Below are 25,533 nucleotides of genomic sequence, written 5' to 3'. Positions count from 1 at the left end.
CAAGATTTTGAGAGAAAGGAAAACGACTGGTGCCTGAAAAAAATTGGTAAAATAGAATAAAACTGAAAGAAAAAGAAACAAAAAACAGGATAAAATGCTGAAAAATCAATTGACATCCCATCCAAAACTTCGTATCATAGAGACAGAATGGGGCGCGTTCGGAAAGCGATCTGCGAACCAGAAAATACAGGAGGTAAGCTTAAAATGGGTAAATGGCAGAGAAGTCTTTACCAGCCGGTTCTGCCGCTGGGAAAAGACGGAAAAAGGGTAACAGGAAGCGCGGAACATATCGCACTTTCCAGAAAAGCAGCAGGCGAGGGTATGGTTCTGGTGAAAAACGAGAACGAGACATTGCCGCTCGCAAAAGGCACAAAAGTAGCTTTATTTGGAAAAGGAACGATTGATTACGTAAAAGGCGGCGGCGGAAGCGGTGACGTTACCGTTGCGTATATCCGCAACTTCTACGAAGGCATGAAGATCAAAGAGGCCGAGGGGGAGGTTTCTCTGTTCCATGAACTTCCGGAATTCTATGAGAAAAATGTAAAAGAACAGTATGCTGCAGGCGCTGTACCGGGCATGACAAGAGAGCCGGAAGTACCGGACGAGCTGGTACAGAAAGCAAAAGCATATACCGATACCGCAATCATTACCATCTGCCGCTTCTCCGGCGAGGGCTGGGACCGCAAATGCCAGATCACCGAGGAAGGCTATGAGCTGTTTGAGGATGAGAAAAAACAGATCGAGCTGAGCGCCAGCATCTTCGAAAACGGCGACTTCTGCCTGACAAACGGCGAAGCAGCCATGGTAGAAAAAGTAAAAGCAAACTTTAAAAATGTCATCGTTGTCATGAACGTCGGCGGTATGGTTGATACCAGCTGGTTCAAAGACTGCAAAGAGATTCCGGCGGTGCTGATGGCATGGCAGGGCGGCATGGAAGGCGGCCTCGCGGCAGCGGACGTTGTAACAGGCGACGTCAACCCATCCGGTAAACTGGTTGATACCTACGCAGCAACCCTCGAGGATTATCCATCCACCGAGAACTTCCATAAATCCGTTTATTACGTGGATTACAACGAGGATATCTACGTTGGCTACCGTTATTTCGAGACGATTCCTGGCGCAGCGGAGAAGGTCAATTATCCGTTCGGCTTCGGCCTTTCCTACACCAGCTTTGAGACAGAAGTTCTGGGTGCAGAAGAGAAGGATGGAAAGATTGTTGTAAAAGCATCTGTTACCAACACTGGAAAACGTGCCGGAAAAGAAGTTGTACAGCTCTACTACGGCGCACCGCAGGGCAAGCTTGGCAAACCGGCCAAAGAGCTCGGCGCTTACCGGAAAACAAGACTGCTGCAGCCAGGCGAGACACAGAGAGTCGTTCTTTCCTTTACAGTGGAAGATATGGCATCTTTTGATGACCTTGGAAAGGTTGCAAAATCTGCCTATGTTCTTGAGGCAGGAAGCTACGTCTTCTACGTTGGAAACAATGTAAGAGATGCGAAGAAACTGGACTTCACCTACGATCTGGCAGAGGCAAAAGTGACTGCACAGTACACCAGCCTTGCCGCTCCGCATAAGCTGGAAAAACGTCTCCTTGCGGATGGAACCTACGAAGCGCTTCCGACCGATAACGGCCCTGTCGAGGAAGAAGGACTGGAGCGTCAGGATAAGCTGACTCTGGAAGGCTTCCTCCCGGCAGTCAAAGCACAGGAGAGAAAGAGCTTTGGCGAGCTTATGGAAGCAGCAAAGACGAATCCGAACCTGATGAATGTGGTCGAAGGAAAAGAAACGCTCGACGAGTTTGTAGATAAGCTTCCGACAGAAGCACTTATTCATCTGCTCGGCGGTCAGCCGAACACAGGAGTTGCCAACACGTTTGGCATGGGAAATCTGCCTGAGTACGGCATCCCGAATATCATGACCGCAGACGGACCGGCAGGCCTTCGCATTCAGCCGCAGTGTGGCGTCAACACGACCGCATGGCCGTGTGCAACATTGCTTGCCTGCACCTGGGATCCGGAGCTGATCGAAGAGATCGGTAAAGCCGGCGGAGAGGAAGTCAAAGAAAACAATATCGGCATCTGGCTGACCCCGGCTGTCAACATTCACAGAAGCCCGCTCTGCGGAAGAAACTTCGAGTATTATTCCGAGGATCCGCTTGTGGCCGGAAAATCCGGTGCGGCAATGGTACGCGGTATGCAGTCCGAGCATATCGGGGCAAGTGTGAAACACTTCTGCTGCAACAACAAAGAAACAAACCGAAAAGACAGCGATTCCCGCGTTTCCGAGCGTGCGCTGCGTGAGATTTACCTGAAAGCCTTCGAGATCATTGTAAAAGAGGCAGATCCATACACAATCATGTCGTCCTACAACCTGATCAACGGCGTTCAGGCATCTGAGAACAAGGATCTTTTGACCGGTATTCTGCGCGGTGAGTGGGACTTTAAGGGAATGGTAACGACCGACTGGTGGACCCACGGCGAGCATTACCGCGAGACAAAAGCCGGAAATGATATCAAGATGGCAAACGGATACGAGGAGCGCGTACAGGAGGCATTTGAGAAGGGATACATCACCCGCGACGAAATCGCTCTTTGTGCAAAACGAATCCTGACCATGATTCTTCGCATGGACTGATGTGGATGCATGTGAATAAATAAAGAAAAGTGTGGATAACACATAAAAAAATCGTATGCTGTTGTGGAAAAAGCAACAGCATACGATTTTTTACTTTCCGGACAGGATTCTTTCCTGTTTACACGGCAATGATCTGTAGCAAGACTCTGGCGACCGCAGCTCACGAAAAGTCTTTTGCAGAAACGCTCCGGGAAAGAAACCTGTTTTCAGGCAGTAGCCTTCTGTAGCTCTGCCATGATCTTAAATTCCCGCACGACCATAACGATGCTGACTGATGCGGCTGCAAGGTCTGCAATCGGTGCAGTGTACATCACGCCGTCAATGCCGAAGAGATACGGAAAAATCAGCAGCAGCGGAAGCAGGAAAATAATCTGTCTCGTCAGCGAAAGAAAAATACCCTTCTTCGGTGCTCCGATTGAGGTAAAGAAGTTTGAGCTGACCGGCTGGATACCGTTCAGGAATGTGAAAAACAGGAAAATGCGGAAGTACCGCTCTGCAAAATGCAGGTACTCTTCTGAACCGGAACCAAAAATGCCGATAATCTGGCGCGGAAAGAGCTGGAAGCAGAGGAAGGCGACGATGGAAATGGCAGTCGCCGCAAAAACTGCTTTTTTATAAGCGTCCTTCACGCGGTCATATTTCTGTGCACCGAAGTTGAAGCTGACAATCGGCTGAAGTCCCTGGGAAATGCCGATGACAAAGGAGAAGAACAGCATATTCACCTTTGAAATAATACCGGCGCATGCAAGCGGAATGTCGCTTCCATAGACGGAATTGGAGCCGTAGTAGGTCAGTGTGTTGTTCATAACGATCTGAACAACCATCATTGCCACCTGATTGAATGCCGGAGTTGCACCAAGCGCAGCGATCCGTGCCCAGCAGGCTATTTTTGGCTTCAGATCGGAAAGAGAAAGCGGCAGCGTTTTAAAACCGCGCAGATAGAAGACAACGAGCGCGAATGATAAAATCTGTCCGGTGATCGTGGCGAGCGCTGCACCTGCCATGCCCATGTGGAAAACGAAGATGAACAGCGGGTCGAGAATCGTGTTGACGATCGCGCCGACCAGGTTGCACAGCATGGAAAATTTCGGGCTGCCATCGCGCGGATCAGGTTGGAGCCGCCGATTGTGACGATCAGAAACGGGAAGCCGATGGAGGTAATTCTGGTGTAAGTACAGGCGTAATCAATGACATCCGGCGTCGCACCAAAGAGAAGCATCATCGGACGCAGAAAAAGCTGAACGGCAACGCAGAGGATCACACCGAGGATTGCCAGCATGGAGATGGCATTTCCAACATAGGATTTCGCGTGCTCCGGATCCTTTCTGCCCATGCAGAGATTGAAGTTTGCAGCACCGCCGATGCCGCAGAGCAGACCGATGGATGTGCAGACCATGCTGAGTGGGAACGCTACGTTGGTCGCTGCGTTTCCGAGCACGCCGATGCTGTGACCGATAAAGAGCTGGTCTACCATGTTATAGAGGGCGCTGACGAGCATCGCGATGACGCTCGGAATCGCAAAACGCCGCAAAAGAGAGCTGACCGGTTCCGAGCCGAGAGGATTTTCGGAAGGTTTCATAGAGGGTATCTCCTTTCAAATGGAATAAAAATTCATCGTTTGTATCGGGTGAACATTCCCGGAAAAACTCCGAGACTATATAGTATACCATAGAAAGAAAACAGAAAACAAGAGGGTGACCGCTATTTTCAGGAAGTGTAACAGAATCGTAGCAGAACTCTCTGCATTTTTAAAAAAGGGATTGACAAAAATGAAATATTAACCTATATTGAAACAAGGTTAACAATTCGAAAGCAGAAAGAATTGGATACAAGAACCTGCGAGGAGGACTTACATTCATGAAAAAATCAAAACTTACCACAAAACAGATTGTACTGACCGGCATGATGACGGCAGTGCTTGCGGTACTGTCCATTGTGACGATTCCGCTTCCGACCGGCGTTCCGGTGACGCTGCAGACCTTTGCAATGGCATTTTGCGGCTACGTGCTTGGCTGGAAATTGGGAGGTGCATCGTCCGCTCTTTATCTGATCCTCGGCGCGATCGGCGTTCCGGTTTATGCCGGCATGAGCGGTGGATTCGGCGCTCTTCTCGGACCGGCCGGCGGCTTTATTTTCGGATTTATTCCGATGGCAATGCTCTGCGGTGCCGGAATTAAAAAAGGCTTCCCGGGCAAACCATTCGTTCTTGGAATCGCAGGTCTTGCGGTATGTCACGCATTCGGTGTGGTACAGTTTTCCATTGTAACAGGAAACACGATCCCGGCTTCGTTCCTTGCAGTTTCCGTTCCGTACATCGTAAAAGATGTGATTTCCGTTGTAGTAGCTGAAATTCTCGGTGTAGCCGTTCGAAAAGCACTGTCAGCAGCTCATGTAATGAACTACGGAACCGCAGCATAATCACAGAGCGTTTCTGAAAAACCAAAAGATAAAAACAAGAGACAGGCATCCTGACAATCTGCCAGGTGTCTGTCTTTTTCTGTTTTGTCAAGCGGATATTCGCAATCCGCTTCGCTACTTGCCTGATTCGGTTAAAGTATTCCGCAGCAGCAGCGGTTATTTGAAAACGTGCAAAATGCATTTCATACAGTTTCAAAATTTTAATGAATTCCTAAGAAAGAGGCAAGAAGGCGTTAAGGGAGATATGGTAGGATAGAAAGCAGGAAAGAACAACAAAGGGGTTTGAAACTATGAGAAAAAGAACACGAAAACACCGGGGAACAGCGGGAAAAATGGTTGGAGGTTTTCTGGCATTTTTCTGCCTGATCCTGCTGACGGCCGGAATGTTCTGGGCAATCCAGGGATATGTTTCCTATCAGAAGGCAGTGAAGGAAAAGCCGCTCGCGCAGGCAGTAGAGGAAGCCAGAAGCGGAGCACAGTGGGCTTCTCTTGAACAGGTGCCGGATCTGTACAAAAAAGCGGTGCTTGCTGTTGAGGATCACCGGTATTACACACATCACGGGATAGACTGGATCAGCATGGCGCGGGCCGTTGTACATGATATCCGCGTGATGAAACCGGAGCAGGGAGGCAGTACCATCACACAGCAGCTGGTAAAAAACATGTATTACGATCAGAATAAGACATTTGCCAGGAAAGCGGCAGAGGCGTGGACGGCACTCTATGTGGAACGGCAGCTCTCGAAAGAAGAAATTCTGGAATTGTACATCAATACCATCTATTTCGGGGATGGCTACTATGGACTGAAAGAAGCATCGCTTGGCTACTTCGGGAAAGAACCGCAGGAGCTGACCGACAGCGAAGCCATTCTCCTCGCCGGAATCCCGAATGCACCGTCCGCCTACGCACCGTCGCGCCACGCGGATCTGGCGCTGCAGCGGGAAAAGCAGGTGCTGGCGGCAATGGTAAAATATGGATACCTGGAACAAAGTGAGACGGACAGCCTGCTGTGGGATGCGGCAGCCGATCCGGTTCTGGCACGATAGAAAGAAAAGTGAGGAAAAAAGAATGGGAAAACTGATCAGACTGGGGGCAACAGCGCTGTCCATGATTGGAATTTTGGTGATGATTCTCTGTGTGCAGGCGGCGATTTTATTTGTGAGGCTGTGCATCCGAAGAAAGCAGAAAAAAATTGAGCTGAAATAAGAGAAGGAAAAATGTGAGCAGAATTGCCGGAAGAAAAACGGTGATTCTGCTCGCGTTTTTTTTCTGTGAGCAATCCGATTGCGTTTCCGCCGGGAAAAAGGTATAATGAAAAACAGGCAAAAAAATGGTAAAACAGACAGCTTTTGAGGAAAAATAAATGGAACAGAAAGACAGCGCAGAACGGATTTTAAAACAGATTCCCTATGAGATCGTGTATTCCGCCCGTAAAACGCTCGCCGTCCAGGTCAAAGCGGATGGAAGCGTGGTGGTGCGCGCACCGAAACGGATGGCAAAATACAAAATCGAAGCATTCTTAAAAGAAAAACAGGATTGGATTCACACACACCGGGAAAAAGCGTTGGCGGCCGCAGAGCAGAAAGAAGCGAACCGTCTGACGGAAGCAGAACGAAAAGCGGCGGTTAAACGTGCGGCGCAGATGCTGGCGGAAAAGACGGCACATTTTGCAAAAGAGATGGGCGTAACGTATGGCAGAATCACAATTCGTGAGCAGAAAACCCGCTGGGGCAGCTGCAGCAGCGCCGGAAACCTGAACTACAACTGGAAGCTGGTGCTGATGCCGGAGCACGTGATGGATTACGTCGTTATCCACGAGCTGGCGCACCGGAAAGAGATGAACCATTCCGCGCGGTTTTACGCGGTGGTGGCACAGCAGATGCCCGATTACAAAGTGTGGCAGAGCTGGCTGAAGGAGCATGGAAGAGAGTACTGAAAAAGAGAGGCAAAACAAATGATACTGACCGAAGAAAAAACATATATCATCAATGTGACGGAAGTCGATACCGACGCAGAGCTCGGTTTAAATAAGAAAGATATTATGATCAAATACACGAATCTGGAGCTGCTGCACGCGGTTCTTGCAAGCACGATGCCGTACGGCCGTCTGTCGGCGCGCTACCGCGGAAAACGGAAGGCGGAGCTGCAGTCACGGATTGCGATGGTGGAGAGTGTGCTCGAAACACGCGGCGACCAGCTGGTAAAAGCGGAGCAGATTATGTATCTCGACACGGCGGAGCGCAGTGCAATCTGTCATTATCTCGGCATCATCTACACGCGGCTGATTGCGCAGAAGCTGTACGGAATTGACTGTATGGTACCGCTGAACCTGATCCAGCAGCCGGGGGAGAAAAAATTTGTAAAATACAACGGTGCATACCGCCAGGATCTGATCGGATACGGAAAGCAGAACGCATGGAGCGTCTGGGAGCCGGTCGGCAGGAGCGAGAACAGCCAGGCGGCCTTTGGAAACGGATGCCGGGCGGCGTCGGAGATCGAGAAGATCAATGAAAATCCGCTGGCGAAGAGCGCGGCGTGCATGACGTATTACGAGAGAGGCTATCTGAATGCCGTTGTAAAAGAGCCGGAGCGGACCGGGGACGGGACACTTTGGTTTCCAGAGGAGAATTATTTCAAAGCATATTATCAGCCGCTTTTCGAGCTGTTTGCGGACGAACAGCCGGGTGAGCTGTACGGAAGCAGCGGCGGCTTTGAACTGGAGCTGACTCTGCCGTGGACGGAGGAAGGAAAACGCGGCTTCCGCCATCTGCAGATCGGAACGGATCAGGTGACGATTGCATTGATGCGGGAAGGGAAGTACGATCAGATCTTAAAGAGGATGGGAAACGTTTTGGATTTATCAAAAGAGCGCAGATTCTGCGGGAAAGACGGCATCTGGGTAGGCGCAGAGTAAATGTCATCGGAAGTGACGAAGCTGCCGGGGATGATGGTACACAGATTCTGTGTGGGAAAAGCGAAAAAGAAAGGACAAGAGCAATGGCAAAAGAAATGGAAACTCCAAAGGACGAAGGGCTGCAGGGGAATGAAACGATAGAGGAAGCAATTCTGGGACTGCAAAAGGAGCCGACGCCGGAACTGCTGGCGCATGTGCTGACGGTGATCCGACGCAGAATGAAAGAGGGCGGACAGGCGATTCTTTCCGTGGAACCGCCATCCGGCGACGATCAGATCCGGATCGGAACGGTAAAGAGCGCAGACGGAAAAGTCTGGTGGGCCGCGTTTACGAGCTTTGATGAGGAATTAAAGGGGAGCAGCAGCGTGAAATCTACGTTTCTCGTGAGTCTGGAACAGCTGATCCACATGGCATCCGAAACAAAGGAGATCAGCGGTGTGATTTTCAATCCGTGGAACCGCACGATCATGCTGGATCATACGCTGCTTTCGATTATCATCGGGGAAGAGAATGCGGGGCACTGAATTGCCGAAAGGAAAAAAGCAAGCACAGAAAGACTCCGAGGGTACATTATTATTTTAAGGAGGTTTTACATCATGGAGGGTTTTCAGGTAACAGAAATCGGGGAAAAAATTTACTGTATTTTGGACGCAGGAAATTCATCGTTCTATGTAGTAGAAGGTGAAGAAAAAGCGGCTGTCATTGATACCGGCATTACGGCAGGCACAAAGATTCTGCCGGTGATCCGTGAGCTGACGGACAAGCCGCTTCTGCTGGTCATCACGCATGCGCATCCGGATCACATGTATCACATGGATGAGTTTGATGAGGTGTACATGTGCCACGATGAAAAGAAGATGGATCCAGAGACGCTTGTGATGCTGACAGCGGGAAAATTAAAACCGTGGGAGGAGATTCATGACATCCGTACCGATTCCGTGATTCCGCTCGGCGGCACAGAGCTGGCCGTCTGTCAGACACCGGGCCATACGCCGGGCAGCGTCGTTGTGCTTGAGACGAAACAGAATTACCTGTTCACCGGAGATGCGATCGGAAGCGGCTGCGGTGTCTGGATGCAGGTGCCGGGCGGAACGAGCCTGGAAGAGTATTACGACGGGCTGGTCGGACTGATGGTGTGGCTTGTGAAGAGGGGCGGCCGCATGAAATTCTTCGGCGGTCATCACACGCAGGTGTTTGAATCGACGGCGCATCCGGTTTACAATCCGCTCAGCCTCGGCGTTCTCGCAGATCTCATCGACCTTGTGGATCAGGTGATCCACGGCGAAAACCTGGGACGGCCAAGCAATGCGAAGCCGTTTTCGAAAGAACAGGTCCGCTACGCGTCGTACGGCCGCGCAGAAATGCAGTACTGTGCATCGCGGATTCACCGAAAATAAGCGCGTGAAATCTTAAAACTTCCATAAGAAGAAAGGTTTTTGCCCGCGGCGGCTTGACAAAATAAAAAAACGCGATTATGATAAATGCAGTTTCTATTCCAACAGAAAAAGAAAAGGTTATGAGGAAGAGGAGTACATGGCAGGCCCCAAAAGAGAGGACGGTTCACCGGCTGAAAGGCTGTCCGGGAAGGTGGTCATGGAAGGTAGCTTCTGAACCGGAGAGCTGAAAAGCACAGAAGATGTGATGATTAGGTTCTCACGCATGAGTCACGTTACAGACTCCGAAACGAGATACAAATTAAGGTGGTACCGCGGAATTTTCGCCCTTTGCATGCATGTTATGTGTATGTGAAGGGCGTTTTTGATTTAAGACAAGCCTCTGCGGGAATAAATACCACAATACACCAAACATAAAAGGAGGATCTCATGAGCAAAGAACTCGCAAAGACCTACGATCCGAAAGGACTCGAGGACAGACTGTATCAGAAATGGCTGGATAAAGGATATTTCCACGCCACTGTAAACCCGAACAAAAAACCGTTTACCATTATGATGCCGCCTCCGAACGTAACCGGACAGCTTCACATGGGCCATGCACTCGACAACACCATGCAGGATATTCTCTGCCGTTTCAAACGGATGGAGGGATATGAAGTCCTCTGGCAGCCGGGAACCGACCATGCGGCGATTGCAACCGAGGTAAAGGTTACCAATATGCTCAAAGAGCAGGGCATCGACAAAGATGAAATCGGACGCGAAAAATTCCTGGAGCACTGCTGGGAGTGGAAGAAAGAGTACGGCGGACGCATCAACAGCCAGTTAAGAAAGATCGGCTCCTCCGCAGACTGGGAGAGAGAACGCTTCACCATGGACGAGGGATGCTCCAAAGCCGTAGAAGAAGTATTCTGCCGTCTGTATGAAAAAGGATGGATCTACAAAGGAAGCCGCATCATCAACTGGTGTCCGGTATGCCAGACTTCCATCTCCGATGCAGAGGTTGAATATCAGGAGCAGGCAGGCCACTTCTGGCACATCAACTACCCGGTAGTTGGAGAAGAAGGCCGCTTCGTAGAAATCGCAACGACCCGTCCGGAGACTCTGCTCGGCGATACTGCCGTAGCTGTCAATCCGGAGGATGAAAGATATACAGATATTGTAGGAAAAATGCTGAAGCTTCCGCTGACCGACCGTGAGATCCCGGTTATCGCAGATGCTTACGTAGACAAAGAGTTCGGAACCGGATGCGTAAAAATCACACCGGCACACGACCCGAACGATTTTGAGGTAGGAAAACGCCACAACCTCGAAGAGATCAACATCTTAAACGATGACGGAACCATGAACAACAAGTGCGGCAAATACGCCGGCATGGACCGCTACGAGGCAAGAAAAGCATGGTAGAGGATCTCGAGAAGCTTGGCCTTCTTGTAAAAGTAGTGGATCACGTTCACAACGTAGGAACCCACGACAGATGTAAGACAACCGTAGAGCCGATGATCAAACCACAGTGGTTTGTAAAAATGGCGGATATGGCTGCCGCTGCCAGCGAAGCAGAGAAGAACGGGGAAGTAAACTTCATCCCGGATCGTTTCAGCAAGATTTATCAGAACTGGCTGAACAATATCCACGACTGGTGTATTTCCCGTCAGCTCTGGTGGGGTCATCGTATCCCGGCCTATACCTGTGATGACTGTGGCGAGATCACGGTTGTAAGAGGCGGAATGCCGGAAAAATGCCCGAAATGCGGCAGCACCCATCTCACTCAGGACCCGGATACCCTGGACACCTGGTTCAGTTCTGCTCTGTGGCCGTTCTCCACGTTAGGATGGCCGGAGAAAACACCGGAATTTGATTACTTCTATCCGACGGATGTTCTCGTAACCGGATATGACATCATTTTCTTCTGGGTTATCCGTATGGTATTCTCCGCACTGGAGCAGACCAAACAGGTTCCGTTCCACCACGTACTGATTCACGGACTCGTTCGTGACTCCCAGGGACGCAAGATGAGTAAATCCCTCGGAAACGGTATCGATCCGCTCGAAGTCATTGACAAATACGGTGCAGATGCTCTCCGTCTGACTTTGATGACCGGTAATGCACCTGGAAACGATATGCGTTTCTACTGGGAGCGTGTAGAAGCCAGCCGTAACTTCGCAAACAAAGTATGGAACGCTTCCCGTTTCATCATGATGAACCTGGAAAAAGCAGAAGTTCCGTCTGAAATGCCAAAAGACAAACTGACACTGGCAGATAAATGGATTCTTTCTAAGGTAAACACGCTGGCAACGGAAGTAACGGACAACATGGACCGCTACGAGCTCGGCATCGCCGTACAGAAAGTTTACGACTTCATATGGGAGGAGTTCTGCGACTGGTACATCGAGATGGTAAAACCGCGTCTGTACAGCGAGACCGACGAGACGAAGGGCGCTGCACTGTGGACCTTAAAAACCGTTCTCGGCAATGCACTGAAACTGCTGCATCCGTTCATGCCGTTCATCACAGAGGAAATCTACTGCACGCTGAATCCGGAAGAGGATTCCATCATGATCGCTGCATGGCCGAAAGAGACCGAAGACTTTGCATACGCAGAGGATGAGGCAGCTGTTGAGATGATGAAAGAGGCCGTAAGAAGCATCCGTGGTGTACGCACCAGCATGAATGTACCGCCGTCAAAGAAAGCAAGCGTATTCGTTGTAACCGAAGATGCTGCTGTACAGGAAACCTTCAAAAATGGTGCTGTATTCTTCGGAACTCTGGCAGGAGCAAGCGAAGTTCACGTACAGGCAGATAAAGCCGGCATTGCAGACGATGCGGTATCTGCAGTGATCCCGCAGGCAACGATTTATATTCCGTTTGCCGAGCTGGTTGACCTCGAAAAAGAGATCGCCCGTCTCGAAAAAGAGGAGGAGCGTCTGACAAAAGAAATCGCACGTTCCAACGGCATGCTTGGAAACCCGAACTTTATTAACAAAGCTCCGGAGGCAAAGGTTCAGGCAGAGAAAGAAAAACTGGCGAACTATCAGCAGATGATGGAGCAGGTTCAGACAAGATTGGAGCAGCTGAAAAAATAAATGAAAAAAGGAAAAAAACTGCATGGAAACAAGGAAACCGTAGTGAAAGTCTGCAACTGGCTCTCTTTACCACTGCAGGCCCTGGGATGCTGTATTCTGTATCTGGTGATTGAAGCATTTTCCCGCCATTCGCTGGCATCTGCATGGAGCTACATGGTGGAAAGCCCATGGGTCTTTTTGTACAATGCATTTTTGATCTTCACTACCTTTATGGTAGTTTATCTGTTCCGCAGACGTGTGCTGGTGCGGCTCATCATGAGCAGCTTCTGGCTGCTGCTCGGCATCATTAACGGTGTGATTCTGGCAAACCGCGTCACGCCGTTTACCGGACCGGACTTGCGGAATTTAAGCGACGGCGCAAAGGTCGTGACGAAGTATCTGTCGAAAGGTACCATGATCCTCGTCGTAGCAGCCCTTGTGGCATTATTGGCATTTTTTGTATGGGTCTGGATCAAAGGACCGAAATTTCAGGGGAAAATCCGCTGGTATCTGAATGTGCCGTTGATTGCTCTGGTAATTGTACTCTTTACGGGAGCAACAAATCTGGCGCTTGCAAAGCGTGTGCTTTCCAGCTATTTCGTCAACATCGCATTTGCCTACCAGGATTACGGCTATCCGTACTGTCTGGCAGTCACCCTGTTTGATACGGGAATTTCAGAGCCGAACGGCTATTCCGAACAGCTCGTGAAACAGATTGAGACGAGTGAAGGCGAACAAAAAGAGGATGATACGGTAAAACCGAATATTATCTTTTTGCAGCTGGAGTCCTTTTTCGATCCGGAGCTGGTTAATTTCCTCAACATTTCCGAGGATCCGATCCCGTATTACCGGCAGCTGATGAAGGATTATTCTTCCGGTTATCTCCGCGTGCCGGTGGTGGGAGCCGGAACAGCAAACACAGAGTTTGAAACTATTTCCGGCATGAGCCTCCGGTATTTCGGAGCGGGTGAGTATCCGTACAAATCGGTGCTTTCAGAGGAGACGTGTGAGAGTGCGCCGTATGTTTTAAAGAATCTTGGCTATGCGACCCATGCGATCCACAACAATGAAGCAAACTTCTATTCCAGAAGAAGTGTGTTCTCACGTCTTGGTTTTGATACCTTTACCTCGGAGGAATATATGCCGGATATCTCGGATGTGACGGCGACAGGATGGGTAAAAGACCATATTCTGACAAAAGAGATCATAAAAACGCTCGATGCGACAGACGAACCGGATTATATCTATACGATTTCGGTACAGGGCCACGGTGATTATCCGACAGAGCCGGTGCTTGACGATCCGGAGATTACAGTGACAGGCGCGGAAGACCGGGAAAAAAATAATTACTCCTGGGAATATTATGTAAATCAGATTCATGAGATGGACATATTTGTCAAAGAGCTGACGACAAAGCTTGCGGATTATCCGGAGCCGGTGGTACTTGTGATGTACGGGGACCATCTGCCAACGATGGGACTGAAAGTAGAAGATCTGGAGAACCGCTATCTGTATCAGACCGAATACGTAATCTGGGATAATATGGGACTGAAAAGAAAACAGGAAAACATTGCTTCCTACCAGATTGCAGCAGAGGTTATGAACCGTGTGGGAATTCATGACGGAACCATTTTCCGGTATCATCAGACGAGACGGAATACGAAGAATTATCAGGTGGATCTCGAGGTGCTGCAGTATGATATGCTGTATGGAAAACGGTACGTTTACGGAGAAGACGGAGAGACACCGTATGAGCGTGTGAAGCTGCAGATGGGTGCTTTGCCGGTAACACTGGAACGAATCGAAAAATCCGGAGAAGATACCTGGTATTTTTACGGAGAAAACTTTACGGCATCGAGCCGTGTGGAAGTCAACGAGGAGATACAGGATACCGTCTATGTCAGCCCGTCGATTCTGATGGTGCATAGTCTGACCCTGGAAGACGGTGATCAGATTACAATCGCGCAGCAGAGCAACAGCTCGACGAAGAAGGTGCTGACAAGGACAGAGCCGATGATGTATGAAGAGCCAAAAACGGTATCTACACCGACGTCGACGCCGAACCCGGACAGCACGAAAACAGATGTGACGCAGGAAAATGCCAATACGAGCACTGCGCCGCAGGATGAACTGACGGCAGCGCCGTCCGGTGCGCCGGAGGGCGAAGGCGACAAGATTGAGCCGTCAAAAACAGAAAACAGCGATAAACCGGCCGAAGACGGCGGTCTGCAGAATTAAAAAGAGTGTCCGAAAGATCATACAGTGGGGCGGATTTTGACGTCCCACTGTATCTTTTTACGGGGAAAGTCGAAAAGTCGGGACAAAATTTTGAAAATTGCTATGGACATATCCGGTCACTCGATTATAATGATACTAGGGTTTGAAAGCAGCCCTAAAATACTGAAGAATGGTGAAATAAAGTGAATTATACAGAAGCAGTTGATTATATCGAAACAATACCGAAATTTACGGTGAAGCATCCGCCGGAACATACGAGGGAGCTTCTTTCGCGCCTTGGGAATCCGCAGGAAGGGATCAAAATTATCCATGTGGCGGGCACGAACGGAAAGGGAAGCGTCTGCGCGTACTTGAATGCGATGCTGCTTGCAGGCGGCAAAAAGACAGGACTTTTTACCTCCCCGCACCTTGTACGCATCAACGAGCGGTTTCAGATCAACGGGGAAGATGTGTCGGATGAGCAGTTTCTCGACGCATTTCTCAAAGTGGAAAAAGCAGCCAAAGAATACGAGGCGGAGGGCGAAGGCCATCCGAGCTATTTTGAGACGCTGTTCCTGATGGGAATGCTGATTTTCAAAGAAGCCGGCGTGGAATACCTGGTCATGGAGACCGGCCTTGGCGGACGGCTGGATGCGACAAATGTGGTCGAAAAGCCGCTGGCATGCATCATCACGTCCATCAGCCGCGACCACACCGAGTATCTCGGCGACACCCTCGAGGCGATTGCGGGAGAGAAAGCCGGCATCATCAAAGCCGGTGTCCCGGTAATCTACGACGCCAGCCAGCCAGGTCCGGCTTCTGTCATTGCCGCAAAGGCGAAAGAGATGGGAAGCCCGGCATGGCCGATGGAGCCGTCGTTCTATGAGATGAAAACACAGAGCCGCGAGGGTATCACCTTTACCTTTGCATATCCGGGCGGCGAAAAAGCAGAGCTTGCGATTCCGTACGTGGCAAAATACCAGATGATGAATGCAAGCCTTGCGTTCTACACGATGCATATTCTGCAGGACGTGCACGACATTCCTAAGAACGTGCTTGCGGAAGGCCTTTCGAAGATCAAATGGCCGTGCCGTATGGAAATGGCTGCGCCGGGCGTCATCATCGACGGCGCGCACAACGAGGACGGCATTGCACAGTTTGTCAGCACGGCAGGCTATTTTGCGAAAGAAAACGAGATCACGATTCTGTTCACGGCAGTTGCAGACAAGCACTATCATGAGATGATCGGTGAAATCTGCGAGGGCATCCATCCGTCCCATGTTGTTGCAACGCAGATCGACGGAAGCCGCGTCGTACCGGCGGAAGTGCTTGCAGAGGACTTCAGAAAAGCAGGATGCACGGATGTCTGCGCGGAACCGGAGATCGGGGCAGCGTATGAGAAGGCACTGGGCAAAAAGGGCAGCGGCATGCTGTTCTGCGTGGGTTCTCTGTATCTGGCGGGCGAACTGAAAGCATATCTTGCAAAGCGGAATGGTTAGCGAATACAGGAAGGAATTTTTTGTTTATGTTAAATTACGAAGAAGAACTGAAGAAGTTTAAACCATGTCTCGATGTGGACGAGGTGGAGGATGCGATTTACAGCCGTGATCTGACGGATGTGATCGACATTTTGAAAGAAATGATGAAAAACGACAAGCCGGAACAGGAAAACGAGACAGAAGCGGAAAAGGAAGAGTAAGGTGCCGGAATGAACTGTATGAATTGTAAATCGGTTGTGGATGTCGGAATGGAGATCTGTCCCAACTGTGGTTTTAACCTGAGAGTACAGAGAAAATGTTTTTCTCTTTCGAATATGTACTACAATCTGGGCCTCGACAAGGCAGAGATCCGGGATCTTTCCGGAGCGATCGATATGCTGCGGCGGAGTCTGAAGTTTAACAAATACAATATCCATGCGCGGAACTTGTTAGGCCTTGTCTATTTTGAGACGGGTGAAGCGGTTGCGGCGTTAAGTGAGTGGATCATCAGCAAGAATATTATGCCGGAGAATAATGTGGCGACGGAGTATATTGCGACGCTGCAGGCGGAGCAGGCGAAGCTGGATATGATCAATCAGACGATCAAGAAATACAACAGTGCGCTGAAATGCTGCCGCGAGAACAATGAGGATGTGGCTGCGATCCAGCTGCGCAAGATTCTGAACCAGAATCCGAAGCTGATCAAGGGATATCATCTGCTGGCGCTGATTTATATTCACAAGGGTGAGTATGAGAAAGCGCGGAAGATTCTGAAAAAGGCGGCGAAAATTGACAAGACGAACTCGACGACGCTTCGTTTCCTGAAGGAGGTTGATTTCCAGACGGGTACGCAGACGTCGCTGGAGCCGCGGCGGTTCGGCCGCAGGGAGCGTACGGAGGAGCAGCGCGAGGACGAGCGTGAGCGTGTGGTAAGCGGGGATACGGTGATTATTCCGCCGACGTTCCGCGAGACGTCTACAGCGGCAACGATGCTGAATATCGGTATTGGGCTGGTGCTTGGCGCACTGGTTGTGTGGTTCCTGATCGGGCCTGCGAATACGCAGCGAATTAACCGGCAGGCGGACGAGAAGGTTGTGGAATACAGCGGCAAGATGGCGAGCCAGGAGGCCCAGCTGAACCAGCTCCAGAGCCAGGTGGATTCTCTGAACGAAACGACGGCTTCTGCGCAGCAGCAGATCCAGACGGCACAGGATACGGCGGCTTCCTACGAGAACCTTTTAAAGGCTGTGGAAGCGCAGCAGCAGGGCAACACGAGCAACGCAACAAACGCACTGACCGAGGTCAACCCGGAGGTGCTTTCTGTGGACGCAAAGGCTGTGTATGACACTATTTACAAGAGCATGCAGTCGTCTATGTTCCAGGAGCTTTCGCAGTCGGGTGTGAATGCATTTGACGATGCGAATTACACTGAGGCGATTGATAAGCTTTCGAAGGCTAAGAATATCAACGACAGTGACTATACGGTGCTTAACTATCTGGCGCATGCGTATCGGCTGAGTGGGGATACCGATAATGCGATTTCGGTGTTCCAGGAGATCATCGATAAGTTCCCGGGAACCCAGAAGGCTACTAAGGCCGAGCAGCAGATTGAGGCGCTGGGGGGGACTGTGAAGACGGAGGAATAGTGAGGACGGATGCCCACGGGGCAGAATGCCGCAGGAGATGCGGCGCTGTTTCGTCGGGCTGATACCACTGACTACGCGGAGGTTGCGTGGGACGAAGGGCAAAAAAGTATAAAAGTGAGAAGATAAAACACAAAAGATGAAATTCGCTTTACGGCGAAAAATCTTTTGTGTTTTTTATTTTATGACAGGAAAGAGGGAGGATAGGAAATGGATAATCGTGTTTGGGTGAAGGATGCGGTGATGACGATTCGGCTTCCGGAAGAGGTGGATCATTTTGTGGCTGACCGGCTTCGGGAGGAGGCGGGGGAGATTTTGGTGGAGAGGAATGTGAGGGAGGTGGTGTTTGATTTTCGGAAGACGGTGTTTATGGACAGTTCGGGGATTGGACTGGTGATGGGGAGGTTTCGGGAGATGGAGCTGATTGGCGGGAAGGTGAGAGCGGTGCATGTGGGAGAGCGGATGCGGAGGATTCTGGTGATGTCGGGGGTGACGCGGGTGATTGAGGTGGAAGAGGAGAAGACGTGGAAGTAGGTTTTGGACGGGGAGTGGGCAGAAAGGGGAATGGGATGATGCGAGAAAGGATGAAAACAGAAGAGAAGATGCGGTGGAATACGATGACGCTGGAATTTGAGAGCCGTCCCTGCAATGAGAGTTTTGCGCGGGTGTCTGCGGCGGCGTTTCTGGCGCAGCTGAATCCGACGGTGGAGGAAGTGGCGGATGTCAAGACGGCGATTTCGGAGGCGGTTACGAATGCGATGATTCACGGATACCGGCAGGAAAAAGGGAAAATTCAGATGAAGTGTGTGCTGGATCTGGAGGAGAAGGTGTTTCAGGTGACGGTAAAAGATACCGGCGTCGGGATCGAAAATGTGGAGAAGGCGATGGAGCCGATGTTTACGACCTGCCCGGAGCTGGAGCGGTCGGGGATGGGGTTTTCGTTTATGGAGGCGTTTATGGATGAGCTGGAAGTAAGGTCGCATCCGGGATGGGGGACGGAAGTGGTGATGAAACGGAAAATCGGTGTGCATCCGGAAATGTAAGGGCCGGATCGGAAGTCATAGGAGTCAGAATGCATGGAACATACGCTTGCCCTGATCGAAAAGGCACACGAAGGGGATAAAGCGGCAAGGGATACACTGGCAGAGGAAAATATGGGACTGGTCTGGAGCATGGTGAGGCGGTTGCAAACCGCGGGGTGGAGATGGAGGATCTGTGCCAGATCGGGAGCATTGGGCTGTTGAAGGCGATTGATAAATTTGATCCTTCGTTTGAAGTCTGTTTTTCGACGTATGCGGTTCCGATGATTGCGGGGGAGATCCGGCGGTTTCTGCGGTCGGAGGGGATGGTGAAGGTGAGCCGCCCGATCCGGGAACTGGCGTGGAAAGCGTATGCGGTGCGTGAGCGGCTGGAGCGGGAGAACGGGCGCGATCCGACGCTGGCGGAGATAGCGGGGGAGCTTGATGTTACCGTGGAAGAAATCGTGGAGGCGATGGAGTCCGGCGCGGAGGTGGAATCGCTGCAGAAGACCATCTATCAGGGGGAAAACCACGATATTTCTCTGATGGACCGCATTCCGGAAAAAGAGAACGGGCAGGAAAAGCTGCTGAACCGGATTTTCTTGGAAGAGCTGTTGGGACGACTGCCCGCGAAGGAGCGGCAGCTCATCTACATGCGCTATTTTCAGGACATGACGCAGGCGCAGATCGCCGGAAAACTGGGGATTTCGCAGGTGCAGGTGTCGCGGATGGAAAAGAAGATTCTGCGGCAGATGCGGATGGAAAAGGTCTGACAAAAATACAAATCCGGCGGAAGGGCGCTTTTCCTGGGAAAGGCAGAGAAAAGCGCCTGAACCCGGGCGGATAAAGGAAGAAAAGAAAGGCGAAGCGGGGAAAGGCGGCAGAAAGTTTAAAAATATTCACTGGAATATCGGAGGAAGGTGTGCTACAATGAGCGAAATACGAAGAAAGGCAGGTGGAAGAACATGGATTATCTGACAGAAAATGTGGCGGTCAATCTGAAACGGATCCGGCAGTCGAAAGGGATGAGTCTCGACCAGGTCTCAGAGCAGACCGGGGTCAGCAAGAGTATGCTCTCGCAGATCGAAAAGGGAACGGCGAACCCGTCGCTTGGCGTGCTCGGGAAGATTACGAGCGGCCTGCGGATTGAATTTCAAGAGCTGATTGCAACGCCGCTGGTGGATAGTTATCTTGTGACACCGGAGGATCTGGTTCCGACGAAAGAGCTGGAGGGGCAGTACACTGTGTGGACGTGCTTTCCGTATGAGGACACGCGGCTTGTGGAAATCTACCGCATCGACATCGAACCGGGCGGAACGTATGTGAGCGGCGGCCACGGAGAGAAAACAAGAGAGTACCTGGTGGTGACAGATGGCGTGATGACCGTGGAGTGCAATGGAAAAGAGCATGAGATCCACCTGAAGCAGGCATTCCGTTTCGAGACAGACCAGACCCACATCTACCGCAACAGAGGGACGGAGAAGACGAGCTGCATGTGTTTCTTTCTCGACTATCACTAAAAGCCGCAGAATAACAGGCTTTCTTTTTTTGAATGAACTGTTCAATATAATGGACAGAAATCCGCTGGAACATCAGAATAAAAAACAACGGATATGAAAAAAATACGGCGGAAGACGAAAAAACATCAAAAAAATAGAAAAAGCGGGTGTTAAAAAAAAAACAAAAATAAAAAACTTTTTAAAAAAAAGTAATTGACAAATATAGGGAGTGGTGCTATTGTATGGTTGTACAAAATAATAAACGAAAAACAAAGCAAAGACGCTTACCAACGAGTAGTCTTTGCTTTTTTGTTTTTTATTTAAAAAATCTTTTCAACGCTATGGGAGGATAACACTATGAGATTAAAAGACACAGGATTAACGGTTCAAGACATCAAAGACAAAGTAAACAAGTACATGATCGAGACCTACGAGCGTTTCGATTTCCTTGCAGAAACCGCAGAGGGGATGTACATGTACGACGAAAACGGAACGCCGTATCTTGACTTTTACGCAGGAATCGCCGTAAACAACGCCGGAAACAGAAACCCGAAAGTTGTTGCAGCAGCAAAAGAGCAGCTCGACGATATCATGCATACCTTCAACTATCCATACACCATCCCGCAGGCACTGCTTGCTGAGAAAGTCTGCGAGACCATCGGCATGGACAAGATTTTCTATCAGAACTCCGGTACCGAGGCGAACGAGGCCATGATCAAAATGGCAAGAAAGTACGGCATCGAGAAATACGGCCCGAACCGTTACCACATCGTAACCGCAAAGATGGGCTTCCATGGAAGAACCTTCGGTGCCATGTCTGCAACCGGTCAGCCGGGCAACGGATGCCAGGTTGGATTCGGACCGATGACCTACGGATTCTCCTACGCACCGTACAATGATCTGCAGGCCTTCAAAGATGCATGTACCGAAAACACCATTGCCATCATGGTTGAGCCGGTACAGGGCGAAGGCGGTGTTCATCCGGCAACGAAAGAGTTCATGCAGGGACTCCGGAAGTTCTGTGATGAGAACGACATGCTGCTTCTGATTGATGAAGTACAGACCGGCTGGTGCAGAACCGGTGCGGTAATGTCTTACATGAATTACGGCATCAAACCGGATATCGTATCCATGGCAAAAGGTCTTGGCGGCGGAATGCCGATTGGCGCAATCTGCGCAACAGCTGAAGTAGCAAAAGCCTTTACCCCGGGATCTCACGGAACTACCTTCGGCGGCCATCCAGTCAGCTGTGCAGCAGCACTGGCAGAAGTCAACGAACTGATCGACCGCGACCTTGCCGGAAATGCAAAGAAAGTCGGTGATTACTTCGCAGAAAAATTAGCAAAACTGCCGCATGTCAAAGAAGTCAGACATCAGGGACTGCTGGTCGGCGTAGAGTTTGATGATACCATCAGCGGCGTAGAAGTCAAACATGGCTGCCTTGACCGCCATCTGCTGATCACCGCCATCGGAGCGCACATCATTCGTCTGATCCCTCCGCTTATCGTAACCGAGGAGGACTGCGACAAGGCAGTTGCTATCATCGAAGAAACCGTAAAAGCTCTGGAAAAATAAAGAATTCTTATAGAAACAAAGAAAATCTCATAGCGTGAAAAGAACAGGACAAGGACGTCAAAAAGCAAAGAACCATGCTTCGCCCCTGTCCTGTTTTTCTTTTCATTCTGTGAATCGGAAACAACAGGTAAAACAGAGAAATTAAATGTGAGAGGAAAACGGTATGGGACATCTGGTTATCACAATCGGCTGCGAGTACGGAGCCAAAGGAAATGCCATCGGCAGGAAAATTGCGGAGGATCTCGGAATTAAGTTCTACGACCGCGAACTGGTGGATCAGATTATTGAAGAAGTCGGAATTCCGAAAGACATCATGAACCGTGTAGAAGAGGGCGGTACGATTGCCGGAAAAGGAGCCGAGGGCGATGTCCGTGGATCCTTCTCCAAATATGCGGACCTGACCGAGCGTGCGATTCATGTACAGAAGCAGATCATCCGGAAACTGGCAGAAAAAGAGGCCTGCGTCATCATCGGACGATCCGCGGATTACATCTTAAAGGACAGCAAAGATATCAAGCTCCTCCGGGCTTTTATCTATGCACCGGATGAGATCCGCATTCAGAATATCATGAAGAGCCACAGCCTTTCCGAGAGCGATGCAAAAATTCTGCTGCTCGAGAAGGACAAACGGTATCACAAGCGTCATCTGGCGCTGACCGGCAGCAACCGCGGAGACCGGCACAACCGAGACATTCTGATCAACAGTGCATTCCTTGGTGTGGAGGGCACAGCGGAGTATCTCGAGGAACTGATTCAGAAGAAATACGGAAGCGGGGAGGAATAAGCCATGGAACAGAAAAAATCAGAATTTGACAAAGTATTAGGTGCATGGGATATTCTCGTCATCGCTTTCGGAGCCATGATCGGCTGGGGCTGGGTCGTATCCTCAGGAAGCTGGATTCAGAAGGGCGGCGTTGTCGGAGCTTCAATTGCGTTTGCGATCGGCGGTGTCATGATCTTCTTCATCGGACTGACTTACGCAGAACTGACTGCAGCGATGCCGCAGTGCGGCGGCGAGCACGTCTTCAGCTACAAGGCGATGGGCCCGAACGGTTCGTTCATCTGTACCTGGGCGATTATTTTAGGATACGTCAGTGTTACGTGTTTCGAGGCGTGCGCCTTCCCAACCATCATCACATATCTGTGGCCGGGATTCCTGAAAGGCTATATGTACAGCGTGGCAGGATTTGATATCTATGCTTCCTGGGTAGCCGTAGCCGTTATTGTAGCGTTCCTCATCACACTGATCAATGTGCTGGGCGCAAAAACAGCAGCCGTCCTGCAGACGGTCCTTACCTGTATCATCGGCGGCGCTGGTATCCTTCTGATTGTGGCATCCGTGATCAACGGAGATTCCAGCAATCTGCAGGGACAGATGTTCGTCGGCGAGAGCACCGGAACGATGTTCCAGAACATCATCAAAGTTGCTGTTGTTACCCCGTTCTTCTTCATCGGCTTTGACGTTATCCCGCAGGCAGCAGAGGAAATCAACGTTCCGTTAAAGAAAATCGGTAAAATGATGATTCTCTCCGTTGTACTCGCTGTTGTTTTCTATTCCTGTGTTATCCTGGCTGTCGGCTATGTGCTGAACCCGTCCGAAATCCTGAGCTCGGAAGCAGGAACCGGACTTGTCACAGCAGATGCGATGGCGAAAGCGTTCGGTACAGCGGTTATGGCAAAAGTCATCATCGTCGGCGGTATGTGCGGTATCATCACATCCTGGAACTCCTTTATGATCGGCGGTTCCCGTGCCCTGTACTCTATGGCTGAATCCTACATGATTCCGCCGATGTTCGCAAAGCTTCATCCGCAGCACAAAACTCCGATCAACGCCCTGTTCCTGATCGGCGCGCTGACTATGCTGGCTCCGTTTGCAGGACGAGGCATGATGGTGTGGATCTGTGATGCAGGTAACTTTGGATGCTGTCTTGCCTACTGTATGGTATCTCTTTCCTTCCTGATCCTGCGGAAGAAAGAACCGGATATGCCGCGTCCGTACCGTGTTCCGGCATACAAATTTGTTGGAACGATGGCGGTTCTGATGTCCGGATGCATGGTACTTGTTTACTGCATTCCTGGTTCCGGCGGAACACTGGTATGGCAGGAGTGGCTGATGGTAGGCGGCTGGAGCCTCCTCGGTGTTGTATTCTTTGCAGTCTGCAAGTTCAAATATAAAGAGAAGTTCGGCAGCCTGATCGAGCTGATCTCCGACGAGGACGCAGCGTCCCTGATGCCGGAGGCAGACGATGCGGAACTCGACGTTGTTATCGATGCAGCGATCGACCGTGTTCTTGCCAAAATGGCTGGCTGAAGCTGAGATAGGATAAAACAAAGCGTGTCGGAAAGAAAAATTTTCGGCACGCTTTCTGAAAGAAAGGGGAAAAATAAGATGAATCCATTCGAATTTTCGATTCCACAGAATATTATTGTCGGAGCAGGAACGCTTGCCAAACTGCCGGAGTGTGCCAAGAAGATGGGCGGAACCCATGCGATGATTCTTTCCGGTCCTACCCTGAAAAAAATGGGCGTTGTGGATAAAGCAGCGGACAGCCTGAAAGCGGCAGGCATCGCAGCCGATATTTTCACAGATATTGAGGTGAATCCGTCTGTGACGACAGTAGAAAAAGCAACCGAGAGCTATCTTGCTTCTGGCGCAGACTTTCTCGTAGCACTCGGCGGCGGTTCTCCGATGGATGTAGCAAAGGCCGTCGGTGTGACGGCAAAATACGGCGGAAGCATCACGGAATACGAAGGCGCACACAAAGTGCCGGGAAAAATTGTCCCGCTGATTGCCATTCCGACGACTGCGGGAACCGGCTCCGAGGTGACCGCATTTTCCGTGATCACCGACCACAGCAGAGATTACAAGCTGACCGTATTTAGCTATGAACTTCTTCCAGAGTACGCGATTCTCGATCCGGAACTTTTAACTTCCGCTCCGGCATCCGTTGCGGCAGCGTGCGGTATTGATGCCTTTATCCATGCGGAGGAGGCTTATATTTCCACAGCCGCATCTCCGTTCTCCGATGCCATGGCAGAAAAAGCGATGGAATTGATCGGTAAAAATATCCGCCGTTTCGTGGCGCGCAGAACCGATCTCGAAGCCGCAGAGGCGATGCTGACCGGTTCGCTGTTCGCGGGTATTGCATTTTCCTACGCAAGACTTGGAAATGTCCATGCAATGAGTCATCCTGTGAGCGCCTTCTTCGATGTGCCGCACGGCTTGGCAAATGCCGTTCTGCTTCCGGTCATCGCAGAGTACAATGCACTGGCAGACCATGGAAGATATTTGAAGATCTACAACTACATCAGCGAAATCCCGGCATACGCCGATGAATTTGAGCCGATGATGCTGGTCGGCGCGGTCCGCGAGCTGACCGCAGCCATCGGAATCCCGGCCAGCCTGACCGATGCGATCCGCCAGGCGGCAAAGGGAAAAGAAGTGACAGCAGAGGAGATCGAGAGCAAAATCGTGCCGATGGCGGTAGATGCGATGAAGAGCGGAAACATCGCCGTCAACCCGAGAGCGTCCCGTCAGCAGGACATCGAGGCGCTGTACCGGAAAGCACTGTAAGAGACAAGCTAATTTATAGAAGAAACCGTAAAGGGCGATGCTGTGAAAAGTATGTACAGCATCGTCCTTTTTCTGCTTGTCTTCCGAAAATATGTGCAGTAAAATAAAT

Annotated in this window: 19 protein-coding genes, 3 pseudogenes and 1 other annotated feature; of the genes and pseudogenes, 21 read left to right on the top strand and 1 reads right to left on the bottom strand. The window is 50.5% G+C overall.

The window, feature by feature from the left end:
• The first annotated feature begins 204 nt into the window (after window positions 1–204).
• Entirely contained in the window at window positions 205–2,634 is a 2,430-nt protein-coding gene (locus DW965_RS08890) for a glycoside hydrolase family 3 protein (protein WP_117761610.1), read from the top strand.
• A gap of 206 nt (window positions 2,635–2,840) precedes the next feature.
• Here the strand turns inward: DW965_RS08890 and DW965_RS22110 are convergent.
• Window positions 2,841–4,213, bottom strand: a pseudogene (locus tag DW965_RS22110) (MATE family efflux transporter).
• 278 nt (window positions 4,214–4,491) lie between these two features.
• On the opposite strand from DW965_RS22110, the gene DW965_RS08880 reads away from it, so the two are divergent.
• From DW965_RS08880 to DW965_RS08795, 20 genes and pseudogenes are all read left to right on the top strand, one after another.
• On the top strand, window positions 4,492–5,052 hold the full coding sequence (locus tag DW965_RS08880) for a biotin transporter BioY (RefSeq protein ID WP_022461328.1): 561 nt from the start codon (window positions 4,492–4,494) through the stop codon (window positions 5,050–5,052).
• A 290-nt stretch (window positions 5,053–5,342) separates the two neighbouring features.
• Window positions 5,343–6,098, top strand: coding sequence for a transglycosylase domain-containing protein (locus tag DW965_RS08875; RefSeq protein WP_227093886.1), 756 nt, complete (start codon window positions 5,343–5,345; stop codon window positions 6,096–6,098).
• 22 nt (window positions 6,099–6,120) lie between these two features.
• Window positions 6,121–6,258, top strand: a complete 138-nt coding sequence (locus DW965_RS19115; RefSeq protein ID WP_156327580.1) for a hypothetical protein — start codon at window positions 6,121–6,123, stop codon at window positions 6,256–6,258.
• 157 nt (window positions 6,259–6,415) lie between these two features.
• Window positions 6,416–6,988, top strand: a complete 573-nt coding sequence (locus DW965_RS08870; RefSeq protein WP_117509826.1) for a M48 family metallopeptidase — start codon at window positions 6,416–6,418, stop codon at window positions 6,986–6,988.
• Between the two features lie 18 nt (window positions 6,989–7,006).
• Entirely contained in the window at window positions 7,007–7,966 is a 960-nt protein-coding gene (locus tag DW965_RS08865) for a hypothetical protein (RefSeq protein ID WP_119198287.1), read from the top strand.
• A gap of 83 nt (window positions 7,967–8,049) precedes the next feature.
• On the top strand, window positions 8,050–8,490 hold the full coding sequence (locus tag DW965_RS08860) for an SseB family protein (RefSeq protein WP_242991156.1): 441 nt from the start codon (window positions 8,050–8,052) through the stop codon (window positions 8,488–8,490).
• Window positions 8,491–8,562: 72 nt separating this feature from the next.
• Window positions 8,563–9,363, top strand: a complete 801-nt coding sequence (locus DW965_RS08855; protein WP_055220012.1) for an MBL fold metallo-hydrolase — start codon at window positions 8,563–8,565, stop codon at window positions 9,361–9,363.
• A gap of 110 nt (window positions 9,364–9,473) precedes the next feature.
• Window positions 9,474–9,694, top strand: a binding site (T-box leader).
• 95 nt (window positions 9,695–9,789) lie between these two features.
• Window positions 9,790–12,440 (top strand): annotated as a pseudogene (locus DW965_RS22105) (valine--tRNA ligase).
• Window positions 12,441–14,657 (top strand): LTA synthase family protein, encoded by a 2,217-nt coding sequence (locus DW965_RS08845; RefSeq protein WP_117761616.1) that lies wholly within the window; start codon window positions 12,441–12,443, stop codon window positions 14,655–14,657.
• A 182-nt stretch (window positions 14,658–14,839) separates the two neighbouring features.
• Complete coding sequence (locus DW965_RS08840) at window positions 14,840–16,135, top strand: bifunctional folylpolyglutamate synthase/dihydrofolate synthase (RefSeq protein WP_055228045.1); 1,296 nt, start codon at window positions 14,840–14,842, stop codon at window positions 16,133–16,135.
• Window positions 16,136–16,161: 26 nt separating this feature from the next.
• Entirely contained in the window at window positions 16,162–16,335 is a 174-nt protein-coding gene (locus DW965_RS19330; protein ID WP_022461761.1) for a hypothetical protein, read from the top strand.
• 9 nt (window positions 16,336–16,344) lie between these two features.
• A complete protein-coding gene (locus tag DW965_RS08835) occupies window positions 16,345–17,760 on the top strand; it encodes a tetratricopeptide repeat protein (RefSeq protein WP_022461762.1) in 1,416 nt (471 codons plus the stop codon).
• A gap of 207 nt (window positions 17,761–17,967) precedes the next feature.
• The gene (locus tag DW965_RS08830; protein ID WP_022461763.1) at window positions 17,968–18,291 is read left to right on the top strand and encodes an anti-sigma factor antagonist; all 324 of its coding nucleotides are present in this window, start codon (window positions 17,968–17,970) and stop codon (window positions 18,289–18,291) included.
• 38 nt (window positions 18,292–18,329) lie between these two features.
• A complete protein-coding gene (spoIIAB, locus tag DW965_RS08825) occupies window positions 18,330–18,800 on the top strand; it encodes an anti-sigma F factor (RefSeq protein ID WP_270423031.1) in 471 nt (156 codons plus the stop codon).
• Window positions 18,801–18,833: 33 nt separating this feature from the next.
• Window positions 18,834–19,549 (top strand): annotated as a pseudogene (locus DW965_RS08820) (SigB/SigF/SigG family RNA polymerase sigma factor).
• 192 nt (window positions 19,550–19,741) lie between these two features.
• Window positions 19,742–20,296 carry a helix-turn-helix domain-containing protein gene (locus tag DW965_RS08815; RefSeq protein ID WP_055220001.1) on the top strand — a complete coding sequence of 185 codons (555 nt, stop codon included), beginning with the start codon at window positions 19,742–19,744 and terminating at the stop codon, window positions 20,294–20,296.
• A gap of 336 nt (window positions 20,297–20,632) precedes the next feature.
• Window positions 20,633–21,850 (top strand): aspartate aminotransferase family protein, encoded by a 1,218-nt coding sequence (locus DW965_RS08810; protein ID WP_117509834.1) that lies wholly within the window; start codon window positions 20,633–20,635, stop codon window positions 21,848–21,850.
• A gap of 163 nt (window positions 21,851–22,013) precedes the next feature.
• Window positions 22,014–22,634: a cytidylate kinase-like family protein gene (locus DW965_RS08805; protein ID WP_055219997.1), complete on the top strand. Its 621-nt coding sequence runs from the start codon at window positions 22,014–22,016 to the stop codon at window positions 22,632–22,634.
• A gap of 3 nt (window positions 22,635–22,637) precedes the next feature.
• Window positions 22,638–24,161, top strand: a complete 1,524-nt coding sequence (locus DW965_RS08800) for an APC family permease (RefSeq protein ID WP_055219995.1) — start codon at window positions 22,638–22,640, stop codon at window positions 24,159–24,161.
• A 78-nt stretch (window positions 24,162–24,239) separates the two neighbouring features.
• Window positions 24,240–25,424 carry an iron-containing alcohol dehydrogenase family protein gene (locus DW965_RS08795; protein ID WP_117804949.1) on the top strand — a complete coding sequence of 395 codons (1,185 nt, stop codon included), beginning with the start codon at window positions 24,240–24,242 and terminating at the stop codon, window positions 25,422–25,424.
• Window positions 25,425–25,533 lie beyond the last annotated feature (109 nt).

It is taken from the genome of Blautia sp. AM47-4 (assembly GCF_003479865.1).
GTDB lineage: Bacteria > Bacillota > Clostridia > Lachnospirales > Lachnospiraceae > Fusicatenibacter > Fusicatenibacter saccharivorans.
Note: the sequence above shows the minus strand (reverse complement) of the source record. Positions and strands in the feature narration are given on the sequence as shown.